22 protein-coding genes, 1 tRNA gene and 1 pseudogene are annotated in these 20,322 nt (G+C 62.9%); 8 read left to right on the forward strand and 16 right to left on the reverse strand.

Annotated features, from left to right (window positions below):
* Positions 1–120: 120 nt before the first annotated feature.
* The 3 genes from AC0L21_RS21620 (at position 121) to AC0L21_RS21630 (ending at position 2,480) form a co-directional block, all read left to right on the forward strand.
* Complete coding sequence (locus tag AC0L21_RS21620) at positions 121–1,092, forward strand: S1C family serine protease (protein WP_473263843.1); 972 nt, start codon at positions 121–123, stop codon at positions 1,090–1,092.
* Positions 1,093–1,120: 28 nt separating this feature from the next.
* Positions 1,121–2,191: a phospholipase gene (locus AC0L21_RS21625; RefSeq protein ID WP_473263844.1), complete on the forward strand. Its 1,071-nt coding sequence runs from the start codon at positions 1,121–1,123 to the stop codon at positions 2,189–2,191.
* Positions 2,192–2,273: 82 nt separating this feature from the next.
* Positions 2,274–2,480 (forward strand): hypothetical protein, encoded by a 207-nt coding sequence (locus AC0L21_RS21630; protein WP_473263845.1) that lies wholly within the window; start codon positions 2,274–2,276, stop codon positions 2,478–2,480.
* A gap of 82 nt (positions 2,481–2,562) precedes the next feature.
* Here AC0L21_RS21630 and AC0L21_RS21635 read toward each other — a convergent pair whose 3' ends face one another.
* The 3 genes and pseudogenes from AC0L21_RS21635 to AC0L21_RS21645 all read right to left on the reverse strand — a co-directional run bounded on the left by AC0L21_RS21635 (position 2,563) and on the right by AC0L21_RS21645 (position 4,228).
* Entirely contained in the window at positions 2,563–3,222 is a 660-nt protein-coding gene (locus tag AC0L21_RS21635; RefSeq protein WP_473263846.1) for a DsbA family protein, read from the reverse strand.
* 98 nt (positions 3,223–3,320) lie between these two features.
* Positions 3,321–3,796 (reverse strand): annotated as a pseudogene (locus tag AC0L21_RS21640) (PaaI family thioesterase).
* Positions 3,797–3,799: 3 nt separating this feature from the next.
* Positions 3,800–4,228, reverse strand: a complete 429-nt coding sequence (locus AC0L21_RS21645; protein WP_473263847.1) for an acyl-CoA thioesterase — start codon at positions 4,226–4,228, stop codon at positions 3,800–3,802.
* A 109-nt stretch (positions 4,229–4,337) separates the two neighbouring features.
* Here AC0L21_RS21645 and AC0L21_RS21650 point away from each other — a divergent pair, with 109 nt between their 5' ends.
* Positions 4,338–4,886 (forward strand): TetR/AcrR family transcriptional regulator, encoded by a 549-nt coding sequence (locus tag AC0L21_RS21650; protein WP_473263848.1) that lies wholly within the window; start codon positions 4,338–4,340, stop codon positions 4,884–4,886.
* A gap of 47 nt (positions 4,887–4,933) precedes the next feature.
* Here the strand turns inward: AC0L21_RS21650 and AC0L21_RS21655 are convergent, their stop codons facing one another.
* A complete protein-coding gene (locus AC0L21_RS21655) occupies positions 4,934–5,425 on the reverse strand; it encodes a hypothetical protein (protein ID WP_473263849.1) in 492 nt (163 codons plus the stop codon).
* Between the two features lie 202 nt (positions 5,426–5,627).
* Between AC0L21_RS21655 and AC0L21_RS21660 the strand changes: the two genes are divergently transcribed.
* Entirely contained in the window at positions 5,628–5,912 is a 285-nt protein-coding gene (locus AC0L21_RS21660; RefSeq protein ID WP_473263850.1) for a PsiF family protein, read from the forward strand.
* A 97-nt stretch (positions 5,913–6,009) separates the two neighbouring features.
* Positions 6,010–7,095: an AbrB family transcriptional regulator gene (locus AC0L21_RS21665; RefSeq protein WP_473263851.1), complete on the forward strand. Its 1,086-nt coding sequence runs from the start codon at positions 6,010–6,012 to the stop codon at positions 7,093–7,095.
* Positions 7,096–7,098: 3 nt separating this feature from the next.
* Here the strand turns inward: AC0L21_RS21665 and AC0L21_RS21670 are convergent, their stop codons facing one another.
* Positions 7,099–7,638, reverse strand: a complete 540-nt coding sequence (locus tag AC0L21_RS21670; RefSeq protein WP_473263852.1) for a disulfide bond formation protein B — start codon at positions 7,636–7,638, stop codon at positions 7,099–7,101.
* A 154-nt stretch (positions 7,639–7,792) separates the two neighbouring features.
* Between AC0L21_RS21670 and AC0L21_RS21675 the strand changes: the two genes are divergently transcribed.
* Positions 7,793–7,877, forward strand: a tRNA-Leu gene (locus AC0L21_RS21675).
* A 596-nt stretch (positions 7,878–8,473) separates the two neighbouring features.
* Here the strand turns inward: AC0L21_RS21675 and AC0L21_RS21680 are convergent.
* On the reverse strand, positions 8,474–8,800 hold the full coding sequence (locus tag AC0L21_RS21680) for an EthD family reductase (protein WP_473263853.1): 327 nt from the start codon (positions 8,798–8,800) through the stop codon (positions 8,474–8,476).
* A gap of 44 nt (positions 8,801–8,844) precedes the next feature.
* Between AC0L21_RS21680 and AC0L21_RS21685 the strand changes: the two genes are divergently transcribed.
* Positions 8,845–8,997, forward strand: coding sequence for a hypothetical protein (locus tag AC0L21_RS21685; protein ID WP_473263854.1), 153 nt, complete (start codon positions 8,845–8,847; stop codon positions 8,995–8,997).
* 74 nt (positions 8,998–9,071) lie between these two features.
* Here AC0L21_RS21685 and AC0L21_RS21690 read toward each other — a convergent pair whose 3' ends face one another.
* The 10 genes from AC0L21_RS21690 to AC0L21_RS21735 all read right to left on the reverse strand — a co-directional run bounded on the left by AC0L21_RS21690 (position 9,072) and on the right by AC0L21_RS21735 (position 20,263).
* Positions 9,072–9,998 (reverse strand): alpha/beta fold hydrolase, encoded by a 927-nt coding sequence (locus AC0L21_RS21690; RefSeq protein ID WP_473263855.1) that lies wholly within the window; start codon positions 9,996–9,998, stop codon positions 9,072–9,074.
* 4 nt (positions 9,999–10,002) lie between these two features.
* Positions 10,003–11,925 (reverse strand): acyl CoA:acetate/3-ketoacid CoA transferase, encoded by a 1,923-nt coding sequence (locus tag AC0L21_RS21695; protein WP_473263856.1) that lies wholly within the window; start codon positions 11,923–11,925, stop codon positions 10,003–10,005.
* Positions 11,925–13,046 carry a class III poly(R)-hydroxyalkanoic acid synthase subunit PhaC gene (gene phaC, locus AC0L21_RS21700; RefSeq protein WP_473263857.1) on the reverse strand — a complete coding sequence of 374 codons (1,122 nt, stop codon included), beginning with the start codon at positions 13,044–13,046 and terminating at the stop codon, positions 11,925–11,927. The genes AC0L21_RS21695 and phaC overlap by 1 nt, the downstream gene beginning before the upstream one ends.
* On the reverse strand, positions 13,043–13,717 hold the full coding sequence (locus tag AC0L21_RS21705; protein WP_473263858.1) for a poly(R)-hydroxyalkanoic acid synthase subunit PhaE: 675 nt from the start codon (positions 13,715–13,717) through the stop codon (positions 13,043–13,045). The genes phaC and AC0L21_RS21705 overlap by 4 nt, the downstream gene beginning before the upstream one ends.
* Before the next feature lie 22 nt (positions 13,718–13,739).
* Positions 13,740–14,912, reverse strand: coding sequence for an iron-containing alcohol dehydrogenase (locus tag AC0L21_RS21710; RefSeq protein WP_473263859.1), 1,173 nt, complete (start codon positions 14,910–14,912; stop codon positions 13,740–13,742).
* Complete coding sequence (locus AC0L21_RS21715; RefSeq protein ID WP_473263860.1) at positions 14,909–15,523, reverse strand: adenylate kinase; 615 nt, start codon at positions 15,521–15,523, stop codon at positions 14,909–14,911. Before AC0L21_RS21715 ends, AC0L21_RS21710 begins: the two co-directional genes overlap by 4 nt.
* Positions 15,524–15,544: 21 nt before the next feature.
* Complete coding sequence (gene ppa, locus AC0L21_RS21720; RefSeq protein WP_354169193.1) at positions 15,545–16,072, reverse strand: inorganic diphosphatase; 528 nt, start codon at positions 16,070–16,072, stop codon at positions 15,545–15,547.
* Positions 16,069–18,039 carry an acetate--CoA ligase gene (acs, locus tag AC0L21_RS21725; protein ID WP_473263861.1) on the reverse strand — a complete coding sequence of 657 codons (1,971 nt, stop codon included), beginning with the start codon at positions 18,037–18,039 and terminating at the stop codon, positions 16,069–16,071. Before acs ends, ppa begins: the two co-directional genes overlap by 4 nt.
* A 124-nt stretch (positions 18,040–18,163) precedes the next feature.
* Complete coding sequence (locus tag AC0L21_RS21730) at positions 18,164–18,532, reverse strand: phasin family protein (RefSeq protein ID WP_473263862.1); 369 nt, start codon at positions 18,530–18,532, stop codon at positions 18,164–18,166.
* 72 nt (positions 18,533–18,604) lie between these two features.
* Positions 18,605–20,263 carry an acetolactate synthase large subunit gene (locus AC0L21_RS21735; RefSeq protein WP_473263863.1) on the reverse strand — a complete coding sequence of 553 codons (1,659 nt, stop codon included), beginning with the start codon at positions 20,261–20,263 and terminating at the stop codon, positions 18,605–18,607.
* Positions 20,264–20,322 lie beyond the last annotated feature (59 nt).

Genomic DNA, 20,322 nt, shown 5'->3' on the forward strand with positions numbered 1-20,322 from the left:
GTGCGTCGGGAATAGTTGGGGAACGAGGCTTTCAAGACGGCCTCCTCCATCCTAAATTATCCGTGCTTCGCGCGTCGTCCCGCTAATCGGCGGAGCGATGCTCTCAGCCAGGAGAACTCCATGCCCGCCCTGACCGAATGGAGAGTGCCGCCCGCCAATCAGCCGCGTGCGAGCGATTACGCTTTCGATCTCGACCACGCGCTCGCCTCTGTCGTCGGCCTGCATGCCATCATCCCGCCGGACGCCTTCAGCGCCGAGACACTGGGCACCGAACGCGCCGGCAACGGCGTCGTGATCGACGACGGGCTGGTGCTCACCATCGGATATCTCATCACCGAAGCAGAGTCGGTGTGGCTGCATGTCGGAGACGGGCGCGTGGTGGAGGGACATGTGCTCGGCTTCGATGCCGTCACCGGCTTTGGCCTGGTGCAGGCGCTCGGCCAGCTCGACGTCGATCCCTTGCCGCTCGGCATCTCGGCCGAGACCCGGCTCGGCGACCGCGTCGTGGTCGGCGGCGCCGGCGGACGCACGCGCTCGGTCGCGAGCCAGATCGTGGCCAAGCAGGAATTCGCGGGCTACTGGGAATATCTGCTGGACGAGGCCATCTTCACCCATCCCGCGCACCCGAACTGGGGCGGCACGGCGCTCCTCAATGATCGCGGCGAGTTGATCGGCATCGGCTCGCTCCAGCTCGAACGTGAGCGCGACGGCAAGGCCGAGCACGTCAACATGATCGTGCCGATCGACCTGCTGAAACCGATCCTGGACGACCTGCGCAAATTCGGCCGCGTCAACAAGCCGGCACGCCCGTGGCTCGGACTCTTTTCGACCGAGATCGACAACCGCGTGGTGGTGATCGGGATCTCCGCCAACGGCCCGGCCGCCCGTGCCGAGCTCAAGACCGGCGACGTCATCCTCGCGGTTGACGGCGAGAAGGTCACGAGTCAGACCGGCTTCTACAAGAAGCTGTGGGGCCTCGGCGCTGCCGGCGTCGACGTGCCGCTGACGGTACATCATGAAGGCGTGACCTTCGACGTTACGGTGACCTCGACCGATCGCTTCAAGCTCTTGAAGGCGCCGAAGCTGCACTGACAAGCCGAACTGAAGCAAGGAAACGACGATGAGCGAGGCCGTCGTTGACGACATCGTGGCCGTGCTGCCGCCGCTGCTCAATGCGCTGGAGGCGCTCGCCTTCTTTCAGCGCAACCTGCACCCGCCGGCCTTCGGCTCCGTGATGAACGCGATCGGCGCTCCCGACGAGACGCTGCAAACGGCGCGCGCGGCAATCGGAGAATGGCCGGAGCAGTTCACCGGACTGCGTGAGCGGCTCGACCGTGCCTGCGACGAGACGCTCGCCGCCTTTGCCGGCCTGCGCGAGGTCGAGCACGGCAATGGCGACCTCGTCGCGGTCTTCCGCGCGCTGCGTCATGTGCCGCGCGCGCAGGAGGCACTCTATCCGCTGGCCGTGCAGTTTCCGCCGGTCAGCAGCTTCTTCCTCAACGCCGCCCATCGCGAGAATGCCGACCTGTTGTCGCGACTCGAAGCCGGCGCGGACGCGCACACCGGCATCATCCACGATCACAACGAGCCCGGCAGCCGCGGCGGCTTTTCGGTCTACGTGCCCGAATATTACAGGCCCGACCGCGCCATGCCGCTGGTGATGGCACTGCATGGCGGCAGCGGCAACGGCCGCGGCTTTCTGTGGAGCTGGCTGCGCGACGCCCGCAGCCTCGGTGCGATCCTGGTGGCGCCGACCGCGACCGGCCCGACCTGGGCCCTGATGGGTGACGATTCCGACACGCCCAATCTCATGCGCATTCTCGATACGGTGCGCGGCCGCTGGACCATCGACGCCTCGCGCATGCTGCTGACAGGCATGAGCGACGGCGGCACCTTCTGCTACGTCACCGGCCTCGACGGCGCCTCGCCCTTCACGCATCTCGCGCCGGTGTCGGCAACCTTCCATCCGCTGATGGCGGAGATGGCCGACGCCACGCGCCTGCAGCGCCTTCCGATCTTCATCACGCACGGCAAGCTCGACTGGATGTTTCCGGTGCAGACCGCGCGGCAGACGCAGGCGGCCCTCGCCGCCGCCGGCGCAGACGTGACCTATCGCGAGATCGACGACCTCAGCCACACCTATCCTCGCGAGATCAACGCGGAGCTGGTGCAGTGGCTGAATGAAGCGTGAACGGATCGTCCTTACCTGCGCCGCACCGTCGCGGAACAATCGATCCGGGTCGACGTTATCGCCCGTCATTGGAGGTTTCGCGATGCGGATGTTTCTTGGAATGATTTTGGGCGCGCTGCTGCTTGGCTGCGGCGTGTATGTCTATGACTCCATGCAGACGTCGCCGGTCGCCAACGGCGAAGTCGCCACGACCAATCGCACCATCGTGAACTGGGATGTCGCCAAGGCCGATTGGGACGCGCTGCGCGATCGCGCGCACAAGGACTGGGTCCGCATCTCCTCGAAGTAACGACGTGGTATCATGAATGAAATGAGGCGCCGTCGCGGGTCCGCGGCGGCGCCTTCGTATTGCGCGGTAAATACCGCTCGGCTCAGTTCATCTTGGCCTTGCGGGCGTCGGCGATGACCTGCTCGAACTCGTTCATGCTCAGCACGCCCGGTACGCGGTACTTGCCGACGATGAAGGACGGCGTGCCGCGGAAACCGAAGGCTTCGGCCTGCTCGTTGTTGCGCTTGAGCACGGCGTCGATGTCCTTGGCGCGGTCGGCGAGATCGCGCTTCAACCGATCCATGTCGACACCGGCGGCCGCGAGCAACTCGTTGATGCGCGGCTCGGTCAGGCGCGAGCTGACGCCCATCATGGCGTCATGGGCCTGGTGGTACTTGTCCTGGAATTTCGCCGCGAGCGCCGTCCGCGCCGCCGTGACCGAGACCGGCCCGAGGATCGGCCAGTCCTTCATCACCAGCCTGACCTTGCCGTCGTCCTGGATGACCTGACGCAACTCGGGCTCGAGCTTGCGGCAATAGGGGCAGTTATAGTCGGACCATTCGATGATGCTGATATTCCCGTCGGCATTGCCGGCGACGGGAACATCGGGGTCGCGCAGCACCTTGGCTTCTGTGAGCACTTCGTCTTCGTCGGTCGCCGCGCGCGCCGAAGTGATCCCACCCGCTACAAGGGCGCCCGCCCCGATCAGCGTCAGCGCCGCGCGCCGCGTCGGCACAAGGCCCTTGTTCCTGAATCCAGCCATATCTCGTTCCATTTCGGTCCCATCTCCGTCGATACGGTTCGAGACTGGGAATTGTTACAGCTCATATAGAGTGTCGCAGAGCCGATGTCATCGCCACGCTATGCGGGTATCGGGGTCGGCTCGTGCGAAGCCGCAACGCGGGGCAGCATTGCCATCAGCGTCCCAGTCATCATGGCGATCAACGTGACCTTGCCCTCGTGCTCGGCAAACGCCTTTGCCTCGCAAAAGGTCAGCGTGCGGCCGGGCTTGACCACCTCTGCCTTGAAGACGAAACGCTCGCCCCGCGCCGGCGCGAGCAGCGTGGTCTTGAACTCGACGGTGAGGATATCGGCCTCGCGCGGCATCAGGGTGAAGGCGGCGACACCACAGGCATTGTCGAGGCCTGCGGTAACGATGCCGGCGTGGACAAAGCCGTTCTGCTGCGTGAGGCCGGCGAATGCAGCATGGCCAATTCGACCTCGCCCGGCGCAAGGCGGACGATCACGATGCCGAGCGTGTGCATCGCCGGCTGGCCGTCGAACATGGCGATGGCAGCCGCGCGATAGCCCGGGTTCTTCGGCTCATATGCAGCCATGGCTCAGGCCTCCGCCGGCTCGGCGAGATGCCTCAAAGCGATCTCGCGTATGGCATCCGTGAACGGCACCGATTTGCGCTGGCTACGGTCCATGTGCACGCCCGCGATCTCGCAGAACGCGGCGATCTCGCCGGTCTCGGCATTGGTCATGTCGTGCCGGAAGCGGATCGATTTGTCGCGTATCTCGAGCAGGCAACTGCGGATCTCGACGATGTCGCCGGCGAGCAGCTCGCGCTTGTAGGTGATGTTCTGCTGCACGGCGGCCATGCCGCGGCCGGAGGCACGCAGATAGCTCGGCGTCAGCCCTAGGCGGGCGAACATATTCCAGTTGGCCTCGTCGAATTTGCCGACATACCACATGATGTTCATGTGGCCGACGTGATCGCACTGCCACGGGTAGACCGTGCCGCGATAGGTCGCCTCCCGCTCCATCGCAATTCTCCCTGGCCTTTTCTGCCTTTGGTTATTGATACGGTAGCGTATCAACCTCCTCCCGCGTTAGCAATACGGCACCGTATCAAGAATCGGCGAGGCTTCCTGCATGAGTGACGGCAAAGGCGATATCTGGGTCGAGGCAGGGCTCACCGAGCTCGCCCGATCGGGGATCGAGGGGGTTCGGGTCGAGGTGCTCGCCAAGAACCTGGGCGTCACCAAGGGCGGCTTCTACCGCCGCTTCGCCGACCGTGCCGCGCTGCTCGGTGCCATGCTGGAACGGTGGCGCGAGGGGCGCTCAACGGCGATCGCGCAGCAGACGAGTCTCGATGGCCAGGAGCCCCGTGAACGGCTGAGGGCGGTGATCCAGCTCTATTCGGAGCGACTCAATCCGGACGGGATGGCAATCGAGCTTGCGATCCGGCAATGGGCCCGCTCGGACGAGGGCGCCGCGGCAGCGGTGGCGAACGTGGACGCGGCGCGGCTGAAGCACGTCGCCGAACTCTATCGCGCGACCGGCCTCGATACCGAGGCAGCCGAAGCGCAGGCCTTCCTGTTCTACTGCTTCATCTTCGGCCAGAGCCTGCTGTTCGTCGAGCGCGGCCCGCGCAAGCGATCGCAGCTCGTGGCGAAATCGGCCGAGAAGCTACTGGATTAAAGCAAGAGGCCGGAGCTTGGCTCCGGCCTCTGTGTCGTCTTGAAGCGTCAGGCGGCGCCCTTCAGCTTCTTGTTGCATTCGCTGTAATAGCCGCCGCCCTTCTCGATCCACTTCATGCCGCCATTGCCGTTGGTGGTCTTGTTGGCGTTGTACTGGTCGACGCAGGTGTGCAGGCGCCCCTTGCCGGGGGTCTCCTTGGCGTATTTCGGATCGACCGCGTTCGGGTAGATCGCGGGGCCGGCCGGCAGGGTCGGCGCAGCAGCCGGGGCGGCCTCCTTCTTCGCCTGCTTCGGCTCGGCGGGAGCGGCGGGCGCAGCAGGAGCGGCCGCGGTTGGTGCAGCCGCTGGCGTCGCATCCGCGCCGCACTGGGCCTTGCGGAAGTCATTCCACTTCGTGGTGCCGAGCGAGCCGTCCTTCTTGGCGGCCTGGTATTTCGCGCTGCACTCCTGCGAGGTCAGCGCCTGCGCCGGCGCACTTGCCACCAGCGCGGCAAAGCCCGACAGCACAACTGCACACAGCAACTTTGATTGAATGGTCATCCTTGGTCTCCTCCTTGATCTTCCCCCGAGGGAAGTGAACCGAGGATTGCTATCCTAGCGTGCCGCCCGCTCGCGACAAGGAAGCGATGGCTGCTGCCGCCAAAATATAGTGACCCTCCACGTTCGAATTATTCATGTCGCGTTCAGCAACGCCAGCCGACTTTCGCGCCCTTCGCAATTCCCGCAAGAAGAGTGCAGCACCATGACCTTCACATCTCGCCTCGCCGTCGTCGCTCTCGCCTCCCTGCTCGCCACCGGCAACGCCTACGCGCAGACCGCCGCGCCGGCAGCAAAGACCGACGCCAAGACCACAACCGCCGCCCCGCTGGACAAGAAGGCACCGAAGGAGCACTCGGCCGAGTCGCTCGAATGCTCCAAGCAGGCCGACGCCAAGGGCCTGCACGGCAAGGAGCGCAAGAAATTCCGCTCTGAATGCATCAAGACCGCCAAGGCCGGCATGACCGCGCCGGCTGCGGACAAGAAGTAAATCCTTCCCCCTGCTCGCGGCTTCGGCGAGAGGCGCGCGCATTGCGGCATGACGTGGCCGCAATTGTGCGTCTCTCGCTGATTTGCGATAAGGCGGTGTGAAGCAAATCACCGCCTCCCTGCCGTTCGAATGGCCGAGCCGTGCCAAGATCTTGAGCACGGTGGAAACGCTTGTCATCGGCACCGCCGGCGGCCTCGTGTTTCTGCTCGCGGGCCTTCCGGGGGGATTGATCTCGGGCTCCATGATCGCGGTCGGGATCGCCGCGATCGCCGGTCGCCAGCTGACGCTGCCGCCGATCCTGACCCAGACCGTGCTGGTGCTGCTCGGCATTTCGTTGGGATCAGTCGTCTCGCGCCACCTGCTTCAACAGGTCAGTGCCTATCCGCTCACCATCGGGCTGCTCGCGCTCGCGACCTTCTGCTCGACCTTCGGCTCCAGCTATTATCTCCAGCGCATCCACGGCTGGGACCGCACCTCGGCCTTCCTCGCCGGCAGCCCCGGCGCGCTGTCGCAGATCACGATTTTGGCGGTCGAGCGCGGCGCCGATTTGCCGGGCATCGCGGTGGTGCAGACCATGCGCGTCATCATCCTCACCGCGGCGCTGCCGATGGTGCTGGCGTTCGCCGGCGTCGCGCCCTCCGTCGCGCCGTCGCTGACGACGACGATTGCCTCGCCGCTTGACCTGGTCGAGCTGGTCGCGGCCTCGCTGGCCGCGGCGCTCGTCCTGCGGCTGATAAAGTTTCCGGCGAGCTGGATGTTCGGCGCGATGATCGGCTCAAGCGTGCTGCATGGCGCAGGCTGGGTCGAGGGCGGCCTGCCGGACTGGGTACGCGGCGTGGCGCTGGTCGGCATCGGCGCCCTGATCGGCAGCCGCTTCGCGCGGATGCGGATCAAGACGCTTGCCGGCCACATCAACGCGGCGCTGGGCTCGTTTGCAGTGGCCATCGCCGTCTCCGCGATCTTCGTCGGCATCGTGGCGCTCACCACGCAGGTGAAATTCTCTGACGTCGTGGTCGCCTACGCACCGGGCGCGATGGACGCCATGCTGGCGCTGGCCCTGACGCTGCACATCGACCCGATCTTCGTCGGCGCACATCACCTCTCGCGTTTCGTCTTCGTGACGATCGCGACGCCAGGCATCGTGCACCTGTTCGGCCGGACGCAGGACGATGTGGATGATTGAGCCTCAGCGCTTCGCCGTCGCAACGAATCCCCACGCGGCGATCGCAGCCATCAGGAGCGAGATCAGCACATTGTAGCCGGCAAGCGAGAGGCCGAGGAAGCGCCACTGCACCTCGTCGCAGCGGATCACCTTCACGGTATCGAGCCGCGACAGCAGGTCGGTGGCGCTGCCGAGATTGACCACGGGACCGGAGCAGTCGGTCGGTCCCTTCCAAAAACCCCATTCGACGCCGGCGTGATAGGTGCCGAGTCCGGCATTGGCGAGGCTCGCCAGCACAAGGATCGCAAGGCCCGCGAACAGCAGCGGCCTCGGCGCACCGCCCCGCGCCGCGAGTGCGATGAGCAGGCCGAGCGGGATCGCGAGGTAATAGGCGTAGCGCTGCTCCAGGCAGAGCGGACAGGGCACGATCCCGAGCACCAGCTGGAAGAACCAGGCGCCCGCGATGGTCGCGGCTGCCGTCAGTGCGACCGCGAGCGAAGCGGCCAGCGCGGGGCTCGTCGCCGCCGGTTTGAACGCAGGTATTGCGGCACTCTGGGTCGTCACGGCAGCCTCTTTTCGATGGGTCGCTTTCCAAGGCTGTAACCCCGGCTCATGCGGCTGTCGAGAACGGCCGGGATCACTTTGGCGCGGGTTGACCCCGCTTGGTCCATGGCTATAGTCCGCCGGCTTCGCGACGCCCGCTTAGGGCCGACCGAGGGCCCCTGTGGCGGAACTGGTAGACGCGCTCGACTCAAAATCGAGTTCCGCAAGGAGTGCTGGTTCGATTCCGGCCAGGGGCACCAAAACTAAAAGACGAAGCAATTACAATAACTTACAGAAGAAGTTAGAGTCCTGATTCTTCAGGAAAATTTTTAATCGCGCATTGAAAACACATGTAAAAGTTCGGCGTTGAAATTCCGGATGTGAGTACGATTCAAGCGAGCGCACTCACACATGCGGATCGTACTCACACAGCGCTCCGCCCATCGCGTCACGAAACGCATCGCGAGCCATCGCGCTCGCACGCCGCGCACGTTCAATATTTTTATCCGCCTAATCAAGCGAGGCCATTCGACAGGACTCGCAACAACATGCACGGAGATTTCCAACGACAGATCCGGTTTAGTCGTGAGTAGGCAATGCCGTCTCGATGGACATTCACCATCAAACCAATCGCCTCGCTGCTCGCAAGACACCTCGGCTCAGGATTTCTCAAGAACGGAAAATGTATCGATGCATTTGCAGGTACCAAATGATCTCGATCCCGCACGACCGACGATGCATCACCTGGCCGCCTTATGTTATTTGCGTTCTCAGCCGGATGGTCCTGGCGAGTGTGTTACCGGTGCTTACGGCCGATACCAGGCGCCCGGGTGTCGCCGGGCCCGATCCGGTGCGTTCAACGATCCGACCGCTCGACGACAACCTCGCTGAACTGGAGCACCGGCACGATGTCGGTGTAGTTGGCGAGGTCGCCCCGGATCTCGGCGGCGTGCTCCTCCACGGCGGCCTGATAGCCCTCGGCCGAAGTACAGATGAAAGCGCACATCGCCACGTAGGCGGGCGGCGCACCGGGCGCTCTGCCGGCCAGGCCCTTCTCGACGGTGTAGTAGGCGCAGACACTTCCCAGCTTGGCCTTTACCATCGGCATGTGCCGGTCGCGGTAGTAGGCGTGGTCAAAGCGCGCGCCTTCGGTGTATGGGTACATCAGGTTGATCTTGATCATGCGGTTCTCCTTGTCATCATTGCCGTCGTCGCCTAGGGATTCTCGTGACCGCCGACGATGTCAAACATGCAGATGCTTGCACGAGTTCGCAAGTGGGTGTCGAGCACGAGGAATTTGCCGACGTTGCGGAGCTGTTCCCGCCTGAAGCGGAAGAAAAAGCGGCGCGTTCTAAAGACAGCTACACCTACCTCATTTAGTGGGGAGAAATTTTCAAGACCGGTCGAGGGCAGGATCTGGAAAAGCGAGTGAGCAATTCACAAAGCGCTCAGCGTCAAGTGGAGTCGTGGCCGCTCAGAAACTGTGTCACGACCTCGATCTGTTCGTCAGCGATCAGGGCCGGCGCATGCCCGCAGTCTGCGACGGTGTGAACGCGGACATTGCGATTGCGCCGCATCATGTCCCTGAGGACGCCTTCGGAAAGCAAATCCGATTGCTGCCCGCGTATCACAAGAATGGGGACGTCGATCGCGTCCCAGTATTTCCAGAGATCGACGCTGTAGTGCCAAGGATTTCGAAAGGCATGGGCGATACTCGGATCGCACAGCGGCCTGAAACAGCGCCCCTCCGCGCTCCAGACCACACTATGCGTCGTCAGATGCCGCCAGTGCGCATCCTCCAATCGCCCGAAGGGCGCGAGAACCCGCCGGTAGTAGCCTTCGGCTTGTTCGATTGTCTCAAAGGATTTTGGAGCATCGTTGAGATTGGTGCCGAGGCGAAGCAATCCGGTCCAGGGCAGATAGGGTCCGATATCGTTGATGACGATGCGACGGATCGGACTGCCCGGAAGGGCAGCCAGCACCATCCCGATCAGGCCGCCCAGCGACGTTCCAACCCAATCGATCTCCGTTGCACCAAGAGCTGCCATCAACACGGTCATGTCGCTGCAATATTGCGGCAAGGCATAGTCGCTGCTGTCGTGCAGCCGTTCGCTTTGTCCGCGGCCCGGCAAGTCCGGGCAGACGACCTGCCGCCCTGCCATCGCGAGAACTGCGGCGAGGTGATCGAAGTCCCGACCGTTTCTGGTCAACCCATGGACGCAGAGCACCGGCCGCACCGCGGGCGTCGGCCCCCAATCCGTGAATGCGATGCGATGGAAACTGCGCCGGGTCAGCCCGCGCACCGATCCGGTGCGCTCGGGCGCCCTCTGCCGTCCTACAGGCCAGTCCGCGGGGCGCAACTCGGTGGATTTCAGCCCCATCGGTCTATTCGACAAACTGGTGGGCATCGGCCGACGTTTCGAAGATATGCGGTGCGACGTCGCGGCGGGACAGCGCGTCGCCGAGCTTCAGGCGCATGAATGCGCTGGTGGTGTAGCGCGAGGCATGATCGTAGCAGGTCCGCTCGATTTCGGCGGCCATCGAAAACCACTTGTCCGTCATGTGGGACGCGATATCGGACGAATCGTAGTTGATCACAGCGGAAAACCGATGTCCGACCCGGTTAAAGATTTCGAGGATGGCGGCCCGGATCACCTCGACATCGGCGTCGGAATGGACTCGATAGCCGTCGAGACCGAGAAACAGCGTGTTGCGATCGGCATCATATGACAGCCGCTCCGCCAGCGGGCGATTGAGCAGCCGGTCGTCGAGCTGCATCAGCGCTTCGCTGAACAGCGAAACATCCATGGATTTCGGCGAGCGGATGATGGGCGGAAAACCCATGAGCGCGAGAATGTCGCGCTCCATATCGATACCTGGTGCGATCTCGATCAGTTCGAGACCCTCGGAAGTGAGCCGGAACACGCATCTCTCCGTCACATAGAGAACGGGCTGCCTGTTGATTGCGGCAAGCTTGCCCGAAAACGTGATCTGATCCACCTTGTCGATGAATTTCGAGGACTTGCCTTCGCCGAGGATCTTGAGCTGACCATCCACGACCGACGTCTTGAGGCCGCCGGTGGTAAAGGTGCCTGCGAAGATCAGCCGCCGCGCATTCTGGGATATGTTGATGAAGCCCCCGGCGCCGGCCAGGCGGCCATTGAACAGGCTGACGTTGACGTCCCCGCGGCCATTGACCTGAGCCATGCCGAGACAGGCCAGATCGAGCCCGCCGCCGTCGTAGAAATCGAACATCTGGTTCTGGTCGATGATCGATTCTGCATTGATCGAAGCGCCGAAATCGAGGCCGCCTTGCGGAATGCCGCCGATGATGCCGGGCTCGGCGGTCAGCGTCACAAAGTCGAATAGCTTCTCTTCGGCGGCAACCGACGCAACGCCCTCGGGCATGCCGATGCCGAGATTGACCACGCCGCCCATCGGCAGTTCCAGGGCGCAGCGGCGCGCAATGATCTTGCGGTTATCCAGCGCCATCGGAACATTGCGATCGGCCGGCGCACGCAATTCACCCGAGAACGCGCCGTTGTAGCCGGTGGCATAGGTCTGGACATGGTTTTCGGGCTGCGCAACGACGACGCAGTCGATCAAGACGCTCGGAATTTTGACATGGCGCGGATTGAGCGAGCCGGAGGCGGCGATGCGCTCCACCTGCGCGATGACGAATCCCTTGCAGTTCTTGGCGGCCGTTGCCAGCGCCAGATTATCGAGGGTCAGCGCCTCCTTTTCCATCGAGATGTTGCCGTTGTGGTCGGCGGTGGTACCTCTGATGATCGCAACGTTGATCGGAAAAGCCTTGTAGAAGAGCCATTGCTCGCCGTCGATTTCGATCAACCGCACCAGCTCTTCGGTGGTGCGCGCATTCAGCTTTCCGCCGCCGTTGACTGGATCGACGAAGGTGCCGAGCCCGACCTTGGAGAGAAGCCCAGCCTTGCGCCCCGCAATTTCGCGAAACAGATGCGATACGCATCCGAGCGGCAAGTTATAAGCCTCGACGTGATTGTCGACCGCCATCCGGGCGAGCTTCGGAACCAGGCCGAAATGTCCGCCGACCAGGCGTTTGATCAGGCCGGGATGCGCCAGGCGATTGAGGCCGCGATCGGCGCCGTCCCCCGGCGCCGCCGCGAACACCAGCGAAAGGTCCCGCGGCTCTCCGGTCTGCACGAAGCGCCGCTCCAGCGCCTTGATGATCTCATCGGGCGTTCCCACGCCGACGAAGCCGGACGACGCGACGGTGTCACCGGAACGGATGATGGCCACCGCCTCGGCGGCGTCGACGATCTTGTTGCGCATCAGGCTTCACTTCCGGGATTGGCGTCGCGGGCGACCAACCAGTCGGCAATGCTCTGGCTCAGCTTGCCCTGTGATTTGCTGGAGACGAACAGGCCGACATGGCCGCCGGGCAGCGGAATTTCAGTGTAATCCGTGCTGCCGATCTTCGCTGCGAGCGCACGCGAGCAGTCCGGCGGAATGATATGGTCGTCCAGCGCGAAAACATTCAGCACCGGAGCCGTGATCGACTTCAGATCGACCCGACGGCCGGACAGTTCAAAGCTGCCATCGACCAAGCGGTTCTCCTGGTAGAGATCCTTCAGCCACTGCTTTGCCGCTTCGCCGGGATGATGCGGACGGTCCGCGAGCCACTTTTCCATGCGGAGGAAATTCATGAACTTCGCCTCGTCATCGACGACGTCGATGAGATCGACATTGTATTTCGTCAGCGAGCGCATCGGCGTCATCATCGAAAACACCGAGCTCATGAACTCGCCCGGCAGCACGCCATAGGTATCGACCAGCTTGTCGATGTCATCGGGATCGAGGCTCCGGGTCCAGATATTGAGGAAACCGTGGTGCGCGGCGTTGTCGTTGACGTCGGCATGGAAGTCGATCGGGGTGATGGTGATGACGAGATTTTTCACCTTCTCCGGATGCAGAGCGGCGTAGCACGTCGTAAAGACGCCGCCTTCGCAGATGCCGAGCAGCGTGATCTTGTCATGGCCGGTTTCCTGCGCGATGCGGTCGACCGCGGCATCGATGTAGTCATCGACGTAATCATCAATCTTCAGCCATCGCTCGGTTCGGCCCGGCTGGCCCCAGTCGATCAGCCAGAGATCGAGCCCTTTTGAGAGCAGGCTGCGCACCAGCGAACGGTCCGGCTGTAAATCAGCCATGGTATACCGCCCGATCAGGCCGTAGGCCAAAAGGACGGGCGTCTTCGCGGTCGCTTCCGCCAGCGGCTCGTAGTGGAACAGCTCGACCTTGTCGCGGCGCATCACGAGATGCTTCGGCGTCGTGCCGATGACGACGTCTTCGTCCCGCGTGTTGGCGATGAGCTGTGTCGCCTTGAACATTTTCTCGGCGTTGGCCGCCATGTCGCGGGCGAAGCGCGAGGTCTGATTCTCCTGGTCGCTCATCGTGCGCCTTCGCTCTTCTGATCGCGCATCTGGCGGGAGAGCGTACGGACTTCACGGCGGAGTTCGGTCAATTGCCGCGTCACATCGTCGAAATCCTTGCGAGTCGGCAGGCCCAACATGGCTGACGCCGCTTCAGCCACGTCATCCTGCCGGCTCCGTAATTTGAGTCCTGCCTGGAGTAGCTCTTTCTGAGCTTGCAAAAAGCCGTCGGTGCGCTGGTTACGGATAAGTTCCTCGTTGGAGATTTCGCTCCATTTGGCGAACGCCTCGCGCCAGTCCGGAGGTGGGGAGCCACCGCTACCGGTTGCGGACATCGTCTCGTAAAACCGCTTCGACGCTTCGGGCCAGGGCGCGGCGGCAACCGCATTGTAGCTCGCAAGCCGCTGGCGCATCTCGATCCAGGCGCCAAAGGCCAACGCCATTTTCCGGTCGATGTCCCAGACGTCGGCAAGCCGCGGCCCCTGCGCCATTCGCTCGATCGCCGCGGACAATTCGTTGCCGTCGCCAAATCCACCCGGCTTCTCGGACAGACGCGCCATCATGAACGGTGCCATCGACCCCGACCACGCCTCGACCATGCGGTTTGAGGATTCCGCCATCGTCTGCCAAAGCTTCGCCCATTCGAGGCCGGGATCGGAATCGGCGGAAGCCGATTTGTCGTTCTCACTCATGCTACTCACTCTTTGTGCCCGTTCAGGCTGCCGCGCGGTTGCCGAACGCCTCGGTGTAGATCGCCAGCGCATCGTCGAAGCTCAACTCCCTGGGATTGTTGACGAGAAGCCGCGTCTGCTTCATCGCGTCCTCGGCAAGCTTCTTCAGGTCGCCCCTCGCAATGCCGACGTCGGCCAGCGAGGCTGGCACGTTGCAGTCGCGGCAGATCGCTGCGATCGCGTCGACGAACAGCCGTGCCCGCTGGCTGACACTCATTCCTTCCGACTTGGGATCGACGATCGGCGCCAGTTCGGCGTAGAGGCCTTCTGCCTCCGGCAAATTGAACCGCAGCACCTGGGTCAGCACCAAGGCATTCGATAGGCCATGCGGCACGTGGAACAGCGCGCCGATCGGATAGGCCAGCGCGTGCACGGCGGCAACCGGGGAATTGGCGAACGCCATGCCGGCCAGCATCGAACCCAGCAGCATTTGCGACCGCGCTTCGAGATTTGATCCGTCCGCACAGACCGTCCGGACATTCGCCGACAGGAGCGCGAGAGCCTGCCGCGCCAACTGGTCCGACATCGGATTCTTCCGGTGCTTGCTGGTATAGGCTTCGATGGCATGGACCATGGCGTCGATGCCGGTCGCCGCGGTGACATGCGCGGGCAGGCCGAGCGTCAGCTCCGGATCAAGGATCGCCCAGTCCGGAAGCAGGCGGGGCGCAACGACGCCCTTTTTCTCAGTCGTCGGCGTGGTGACGATCGCGATCGGGGTCACCTCCGAGCCCGTTCCGGCCGTTGTCGGCACCAGCAGCAGCGGAAGGCGTTCGCCCTTGGCAAGACCGACGCCGTAGATATCTTCGAGGCGATCAGGCGTCTTGGCCAGATAGGCCACCAATTTCGCGGTATCGAGCGCGCTGCCGCCGCCGATCGAGGCAACCAGCTCGATGTCCTTGTCACGGCAAAGTGCGACCGCCCGCTCGATGATATGCGACGGCGGATCCGCCTCCACGTCCTCGAATATTGTCAGCTCGCAGCCGCCGGCAATCAGGCCAGCCTCGGCGTTCTTCGTCAGGCCGGCATTGCGTACACCCTTGTCGGTCACCAGCAGGACACGTTTTGCCGCGTATCCAGCGACCAACTCCGCCAGCTTTTTCGAGGCGCCTGCCTCGAACAGGATGTTGGGCGGCGCCTGGAAGGTAAACGCTTTCATCTGACATCACTCCTGATCTGATCGGACGTTACTGCCGCAAGCGCCGCGGCGAGCTGTTCGGTCACGGCGTCAATCGGCTGCAAACCGTCGACGATGTTGAGCAGTCCCTGAGACCGGTAGTATTGCGTGACCGGCGCGGTTTGCTCGCGATAAACGTCGAGCCGGGTCTTGAAGACCTCGGGATTATCGTCGCGGCGCACCGGCTCGCCTCGGCTTGCCGCCTCGTCGGCGCGCCCCTTGATGCGGTCGAGCAGCGCACCTTCGTCGACCTCGAGCTCGAGCACGGCATCGAGCTTGATGCCCCGGGTGGCGAGTTCCCGATCGAGCGCTTCGGCCTGGGCGACCGTGCGCGGGAAGCCGTCAAGGATAAAGCCGCTTGCCGCGTCGGAATGATCGATTCGGTTGGCGATCACGGACACCACGACATCGTCGGGCACGAGTTCACCGCGATCCATGATGTGCTTGACCCGCAATCCCGCAGCCGTGCCTTGCGCGACCGCTTCGCGCAGCATGTCGCCGGTCGACAATTGCGGGATCGCAAATCGAGTCACGATCCTCGTCGCCTGCGTGCCCTTGCCTGCGCCTGGCGGCCCCAACAGAACCAATCTCATATCGTTGCCCATATCTCGGTTTCAGCTCTTTGCTCGCGCGATGGCCTCGACGATCAGCCGGCGCGCTTCGGCACTGTCGCCCCATCCGATCACCTTCACCCACTTCCCAGGCTCCAGATCCTTGTAGTGCTCAAAGAAGTGCTGGATCTGCTCGATCGCGATCTGCGGCATGTCAGCGATCCCGTTGACGTGGGCATAGCGCATCGTCAGTTTCGGCATCGGCACGGCGATGATCTTCTCGTCGCCGCCGCCCTCGTCGTCCATCTTGAGCACGCCGATCGGCCGCACATTGATTACGGCGCCGGGAGCGATCGGCCGCGAATTGGCCACGAGGACGTCGATCGGATCGCCATCGTCTGAAAGCGTGTGCGGCACGAAGCCGTAATTTCCGGGATAGCGCATCGGCGTATACAGGAAGCGATCGACAAACAGCGCGCCGGCCGCCTTGTTCATTTCGTATTTGATCGGTTCACCGCCGATCGGAACCTCGATGATGACATTGACGTCTTCAGGAGGGTTGTCACCGATCGAAATCGCTTCAATATTCATGTCGACACCGGCTTTCGGCCGTGGCGATTCTTGATGAGATCGTCGACCACGGCGGGATCGGCCAGGGTCGAGGTATCGCCGAGCGCGCCGACTTCGTCCTCGGCGATCTTGCGCAAAATCCGACGCATGATCTTTCCAGAGCGGGTCTTGGGCAGGCCCGGCGCAAACTGAATGACGTCAGGTGCGGCGATCGGTCCGATCTCCTTGCGGACCCAGGCCACCAGCTCCTTGCGCAATTCCCCGGATGGCTCCGCATCGGACATCAACGTGACGTAGGCGTAGATGCCCTGCCCCTTGATGTCGTGCGGAAAGCCGACGACGGCGGCTTCGGAGACTTTCTGGTGGGCAACGAGCGCGCTTTCGACTTCGGCGGTCCCCATGCGATGACCGGAGACGTTGATGACGTCGTCGACGCGACCGGTGATCCAGTAGTACCCGTCGGCATCGCGGCGGCAGCCATCGCCGGTGAAATACTTGCCCGGATATGTCGCGAAATAGGTCTGCATGAAGCGTTCGTGATCACCATAGACCGTGCGCATCTGGCCCGGCCAGGAGTCCGCAATGACGAGATTGCCTTCGCACGCGCCGGTCAGCACGACGCCATTTGCGTCCACCACTTCCGGCATCACCCCGAAAAACGGCAGGGTTGCCGAACCGGGCTTCAAGGCCGTCGCGCCGGGAAGCGGCGAGATCAGGATGCCGCCGGTCTCGGTCTGCCACCAGGTGTCGACGATCGGACAACGTCCATCACCGACGACGCGGTGATACCATTCCCACGCTTCCGGATTGATCGGCTCGCCGACCGAGCCGAGCAACCGCAGCGATGCACGGCTGGTCTGTTTGACCGGCCCTTCGCCCGCCCCCATCAACGAACGGATCGCGGTCGGCGCGGTGTAGAAGATGTTGACCTTGTGTTTGTCGACGACCTGCCAAAAGCGCGATGTCGAGGGATAATTCGGTATCCCCTCGAACATCAGCGTGGTCGCGCCGTTGGCCAGCGGGCCGTAGACGATGTAGCTGTGGCCGGTGACCCAGCCGACATCGGCGGTGCACCAGTAGACATCGCCGTCGTGATAGTCGAACACATATTGGTGCGTCATCGACGCAAAAACGAGATAGCCACCCGTGCTGTGAACGACGCCCTTTGGAGCACCGGTTGAACCCGACGTGTAGAGAAGGAACAGCGGGTCCTCCGCATTCATTTCGACCGGCGCGCAATCGGTCGAAGCCTTTGCCACTTCGTCCGCGTACCAGACGTCGCGGCCGTCGACCCAGTCGATTGCACCGCCGGTGCGCTTGACCACGATCACCGTCTTGACGATGCCGGTCGCCTTCTTGACCGCGTCGTCGGCATTGACCTTCAGCGGTACCTTGCGGCCGCCGCGCAACCCCTCATCGGCGGTGATCACGACTTTGGACTGGCAGCCCTCGATGCGCCCGGCCAGCGCATCCGGCGAGAACCCGCCGAACACGATGGAATGGACCGCCCCGATCCGCGCGCAGGCGAGCATGGCATAGGCGGCTTCCGGAATCATGGGCAGGTAGATCGTGACGGTGTCGCCTTTCTTCACACCGTGACTTTTCAGGACATTGGCGAAACGACAGACCTGATCGTGCAACTCCGCGTAGGTGATGTGCCTGGATTCGGCGGGATCGTCGCCCTCCCAGATGATCGCGACCTGGCCGGCACGCCGGGCAAGATGCCGGTCGATGCAGTTCGTGGCGACATTCGTGGTGCCGTCCTCGAACCACTTGATCGAGACGTTGCCGGGCGCGAAGGACGTGTTCTTCACCTTCGTGAACGGCTTGATCCAGTCGATCCGCTTGCCGTGCTCCGCCCAGAAAGCATCCGGCGTCGATACCGACGAGGCATACATGCGGCTGTATTTCGCAGCGTCAGCATGAGCCCGCTGTGACCAGCCGGCCGGCACGTCATGGATCACTGTATCTGACTTTTCTGTGCCCACCCTGGAGCCTCCCCGACGCACCGCGATACGATTGTCTTGAGGATGATGCATCGTCCGCGCTCGGACCGCGTGCAGGCAACATCCAGTGATCAGGCGATTTGATCTCGGTTTGAGGCAACCGGCCTCACTTATTCAGGTCGACGGTCGACGGTGGGCTCATCGCACTTGCAAGCTCGCGAAACTGCGCGTTCATTTTTTCCATCTGCTCCTTGAGATGGCTTTGATAAACCGCACTCATTTCCTGCGGGTCCTTGGCATGCAACAGCCGTTGCGCAAGCTCGAAACCCGAAGCCACATTTTCCTCGGCGAACGCGACGGCTCTTTCGTTCATCTCCTTCGCAGCCGAATAGGTTGAGCGAACGCTGGAATCGGCCTTCTCTCTCAATTTCTGGGATTCGGTCATGTACTTCGACACGGCCTCTTTCGCCTTGTCGAGCGTGGTCTGCGCCATTTCCCGCATCTTCTCGGCCTGCTCGTTGATCTGCTCACTCATTGCACTCTCCATTGCCGGCGTTACGACCACGCCAATTTCAGCTCAGCTGCTCAATCGACCCTTGCCGACGGCTCACACGGCCGGCTCAACGACCTGTTTCAGCTTCTCGCGAAGTTCATCCACGAGCACGCGTGTATTTTCGCTGTAGTCGATCGGCACCACGACGAGGTGCACGCCGCCGCCCTTGAACGCGTTTTCGAGCGTCGGAATCAATGAATCCGTGCTTTCGACCCGCGAGCCTCTCGCGCCGTAGCTCTCGGCATATTTGACGAAATCCGGATTGCCGAACGTAAGGCCGAAGTCCGGGAAACTATCGACCGCCTGTTTCCAGCGGATCATGCCATAGGCCGAATCTTCCAGGATCAGCACGACGAGATTCAATTTGAGACGAACCGCGGTTTCCATCTCCTGCGAATTCATCATGAAGCCGCCGTCGCCGCAGACCGCGAGCACGCGACGTTCCGGATGCAACATCGCCGCCATCATGGCGGATGGCAGCCCGGCGCCCATTGTCGCGAGCGCGTTGTCCAGCAGCAGCGTGTTCGCCACATAGGTGCGGTAGTTGCGGGCGAACCAGATCTTGTACATCCCGTTATCCAGCGCGACGACGCCGTCTTCGGGAATGACCTTTCGCACATCGTGCACGATGCGTTGCGGTGTCGGCGGCCAGCGCTCCTCGGTGGCGCGATCGCCGATCCGGGCCAAGATGCCCTCGCGAAGGCTCAACAGCGCGCCGGCATGATGCAGTCGCCCCTCGAGACGGTCGGCCAGCAACTCCAGGCTCGGCCCGACATCGCCGACCACTTCGCATTGCGGAAAGTAGACCCGCTCCACGTTGGCCGGCGTGTAGCTGACGTGGATGACTTGAGGACCTTTCGGGCCCATGATGAATGGCGGCTTTTCGATCGTGTCGTGACCGATGGCAATAATCAGGTCGGCCCGGTCGACCGCTTCATGCACGTAATCGCGCTCGCTGAGCGCCGCCGTTCCCATGTAGAGATTGCTGCCGCCAGGTACCGTTCCTTTGCCCATTTGTGTGGTGAAGAACGGAATTTTCGTGCGGCGGACGAAGCCACCGATGCCAGCCGTGCTGCGCGGCCGGGACGCGGCGGCGCCGAGCATGATCAATGGCCGCTTGGCCTTGAGGATCATGTCGGCGGCGCGGTCCAGCGAGGCACGATGAGCGACCGGAATCTCGATCGGATGCGGCGCCACCATCGCGACGTCTTCGGCTTCCTCGCCCGCGATGTCCTCGGGCAGTTCCAGAAGAACCGGACCCGGACGCTCTTCCATGGCGATCCGGAAGGCATCGCGAACGATTGTCGGAATGCCGCTTGTGCTGACGATCTGGAGCGACAGCTTGGTCAACGGCTTGAAAGCGCTAACCACGTCGACGATCTGGAATTTGGCCTGCCGGCTGCTCATGATGCCCTTCTGACCCGTGAGCATGATCATGGGCATGGCGCCGAGCAGCGCGTAGGCGGCGCCAGTCGTCAGGTTCAATGCGCCAGGGCCAAGCGTGGTGATGCACACGCCGGGCTTGCCGGTCAGCCGTCCATAAGTCGCGGCCATGAAGGCCGCGCCCTGCTCGTGGCGTGTCAAGATCAGCTTGATCGACGAGTTGCGCAGGCTTTCCACGACATCGAGGTTCTCTTCACCGGGAACACCGAAAATCCGGTCGACGCCCTCGTTCTCGAGCGCGGCAACCAGTAGATCTGAACCCTTCGGCATTAGCGCGTCTCCTTTTCAATTCACTTCTCAGCAGACACCATCCCACGCATGGACGAGGC

This window comes from Bradyrhizobium sp. WSM4873 (assembly GCF_055811355.1).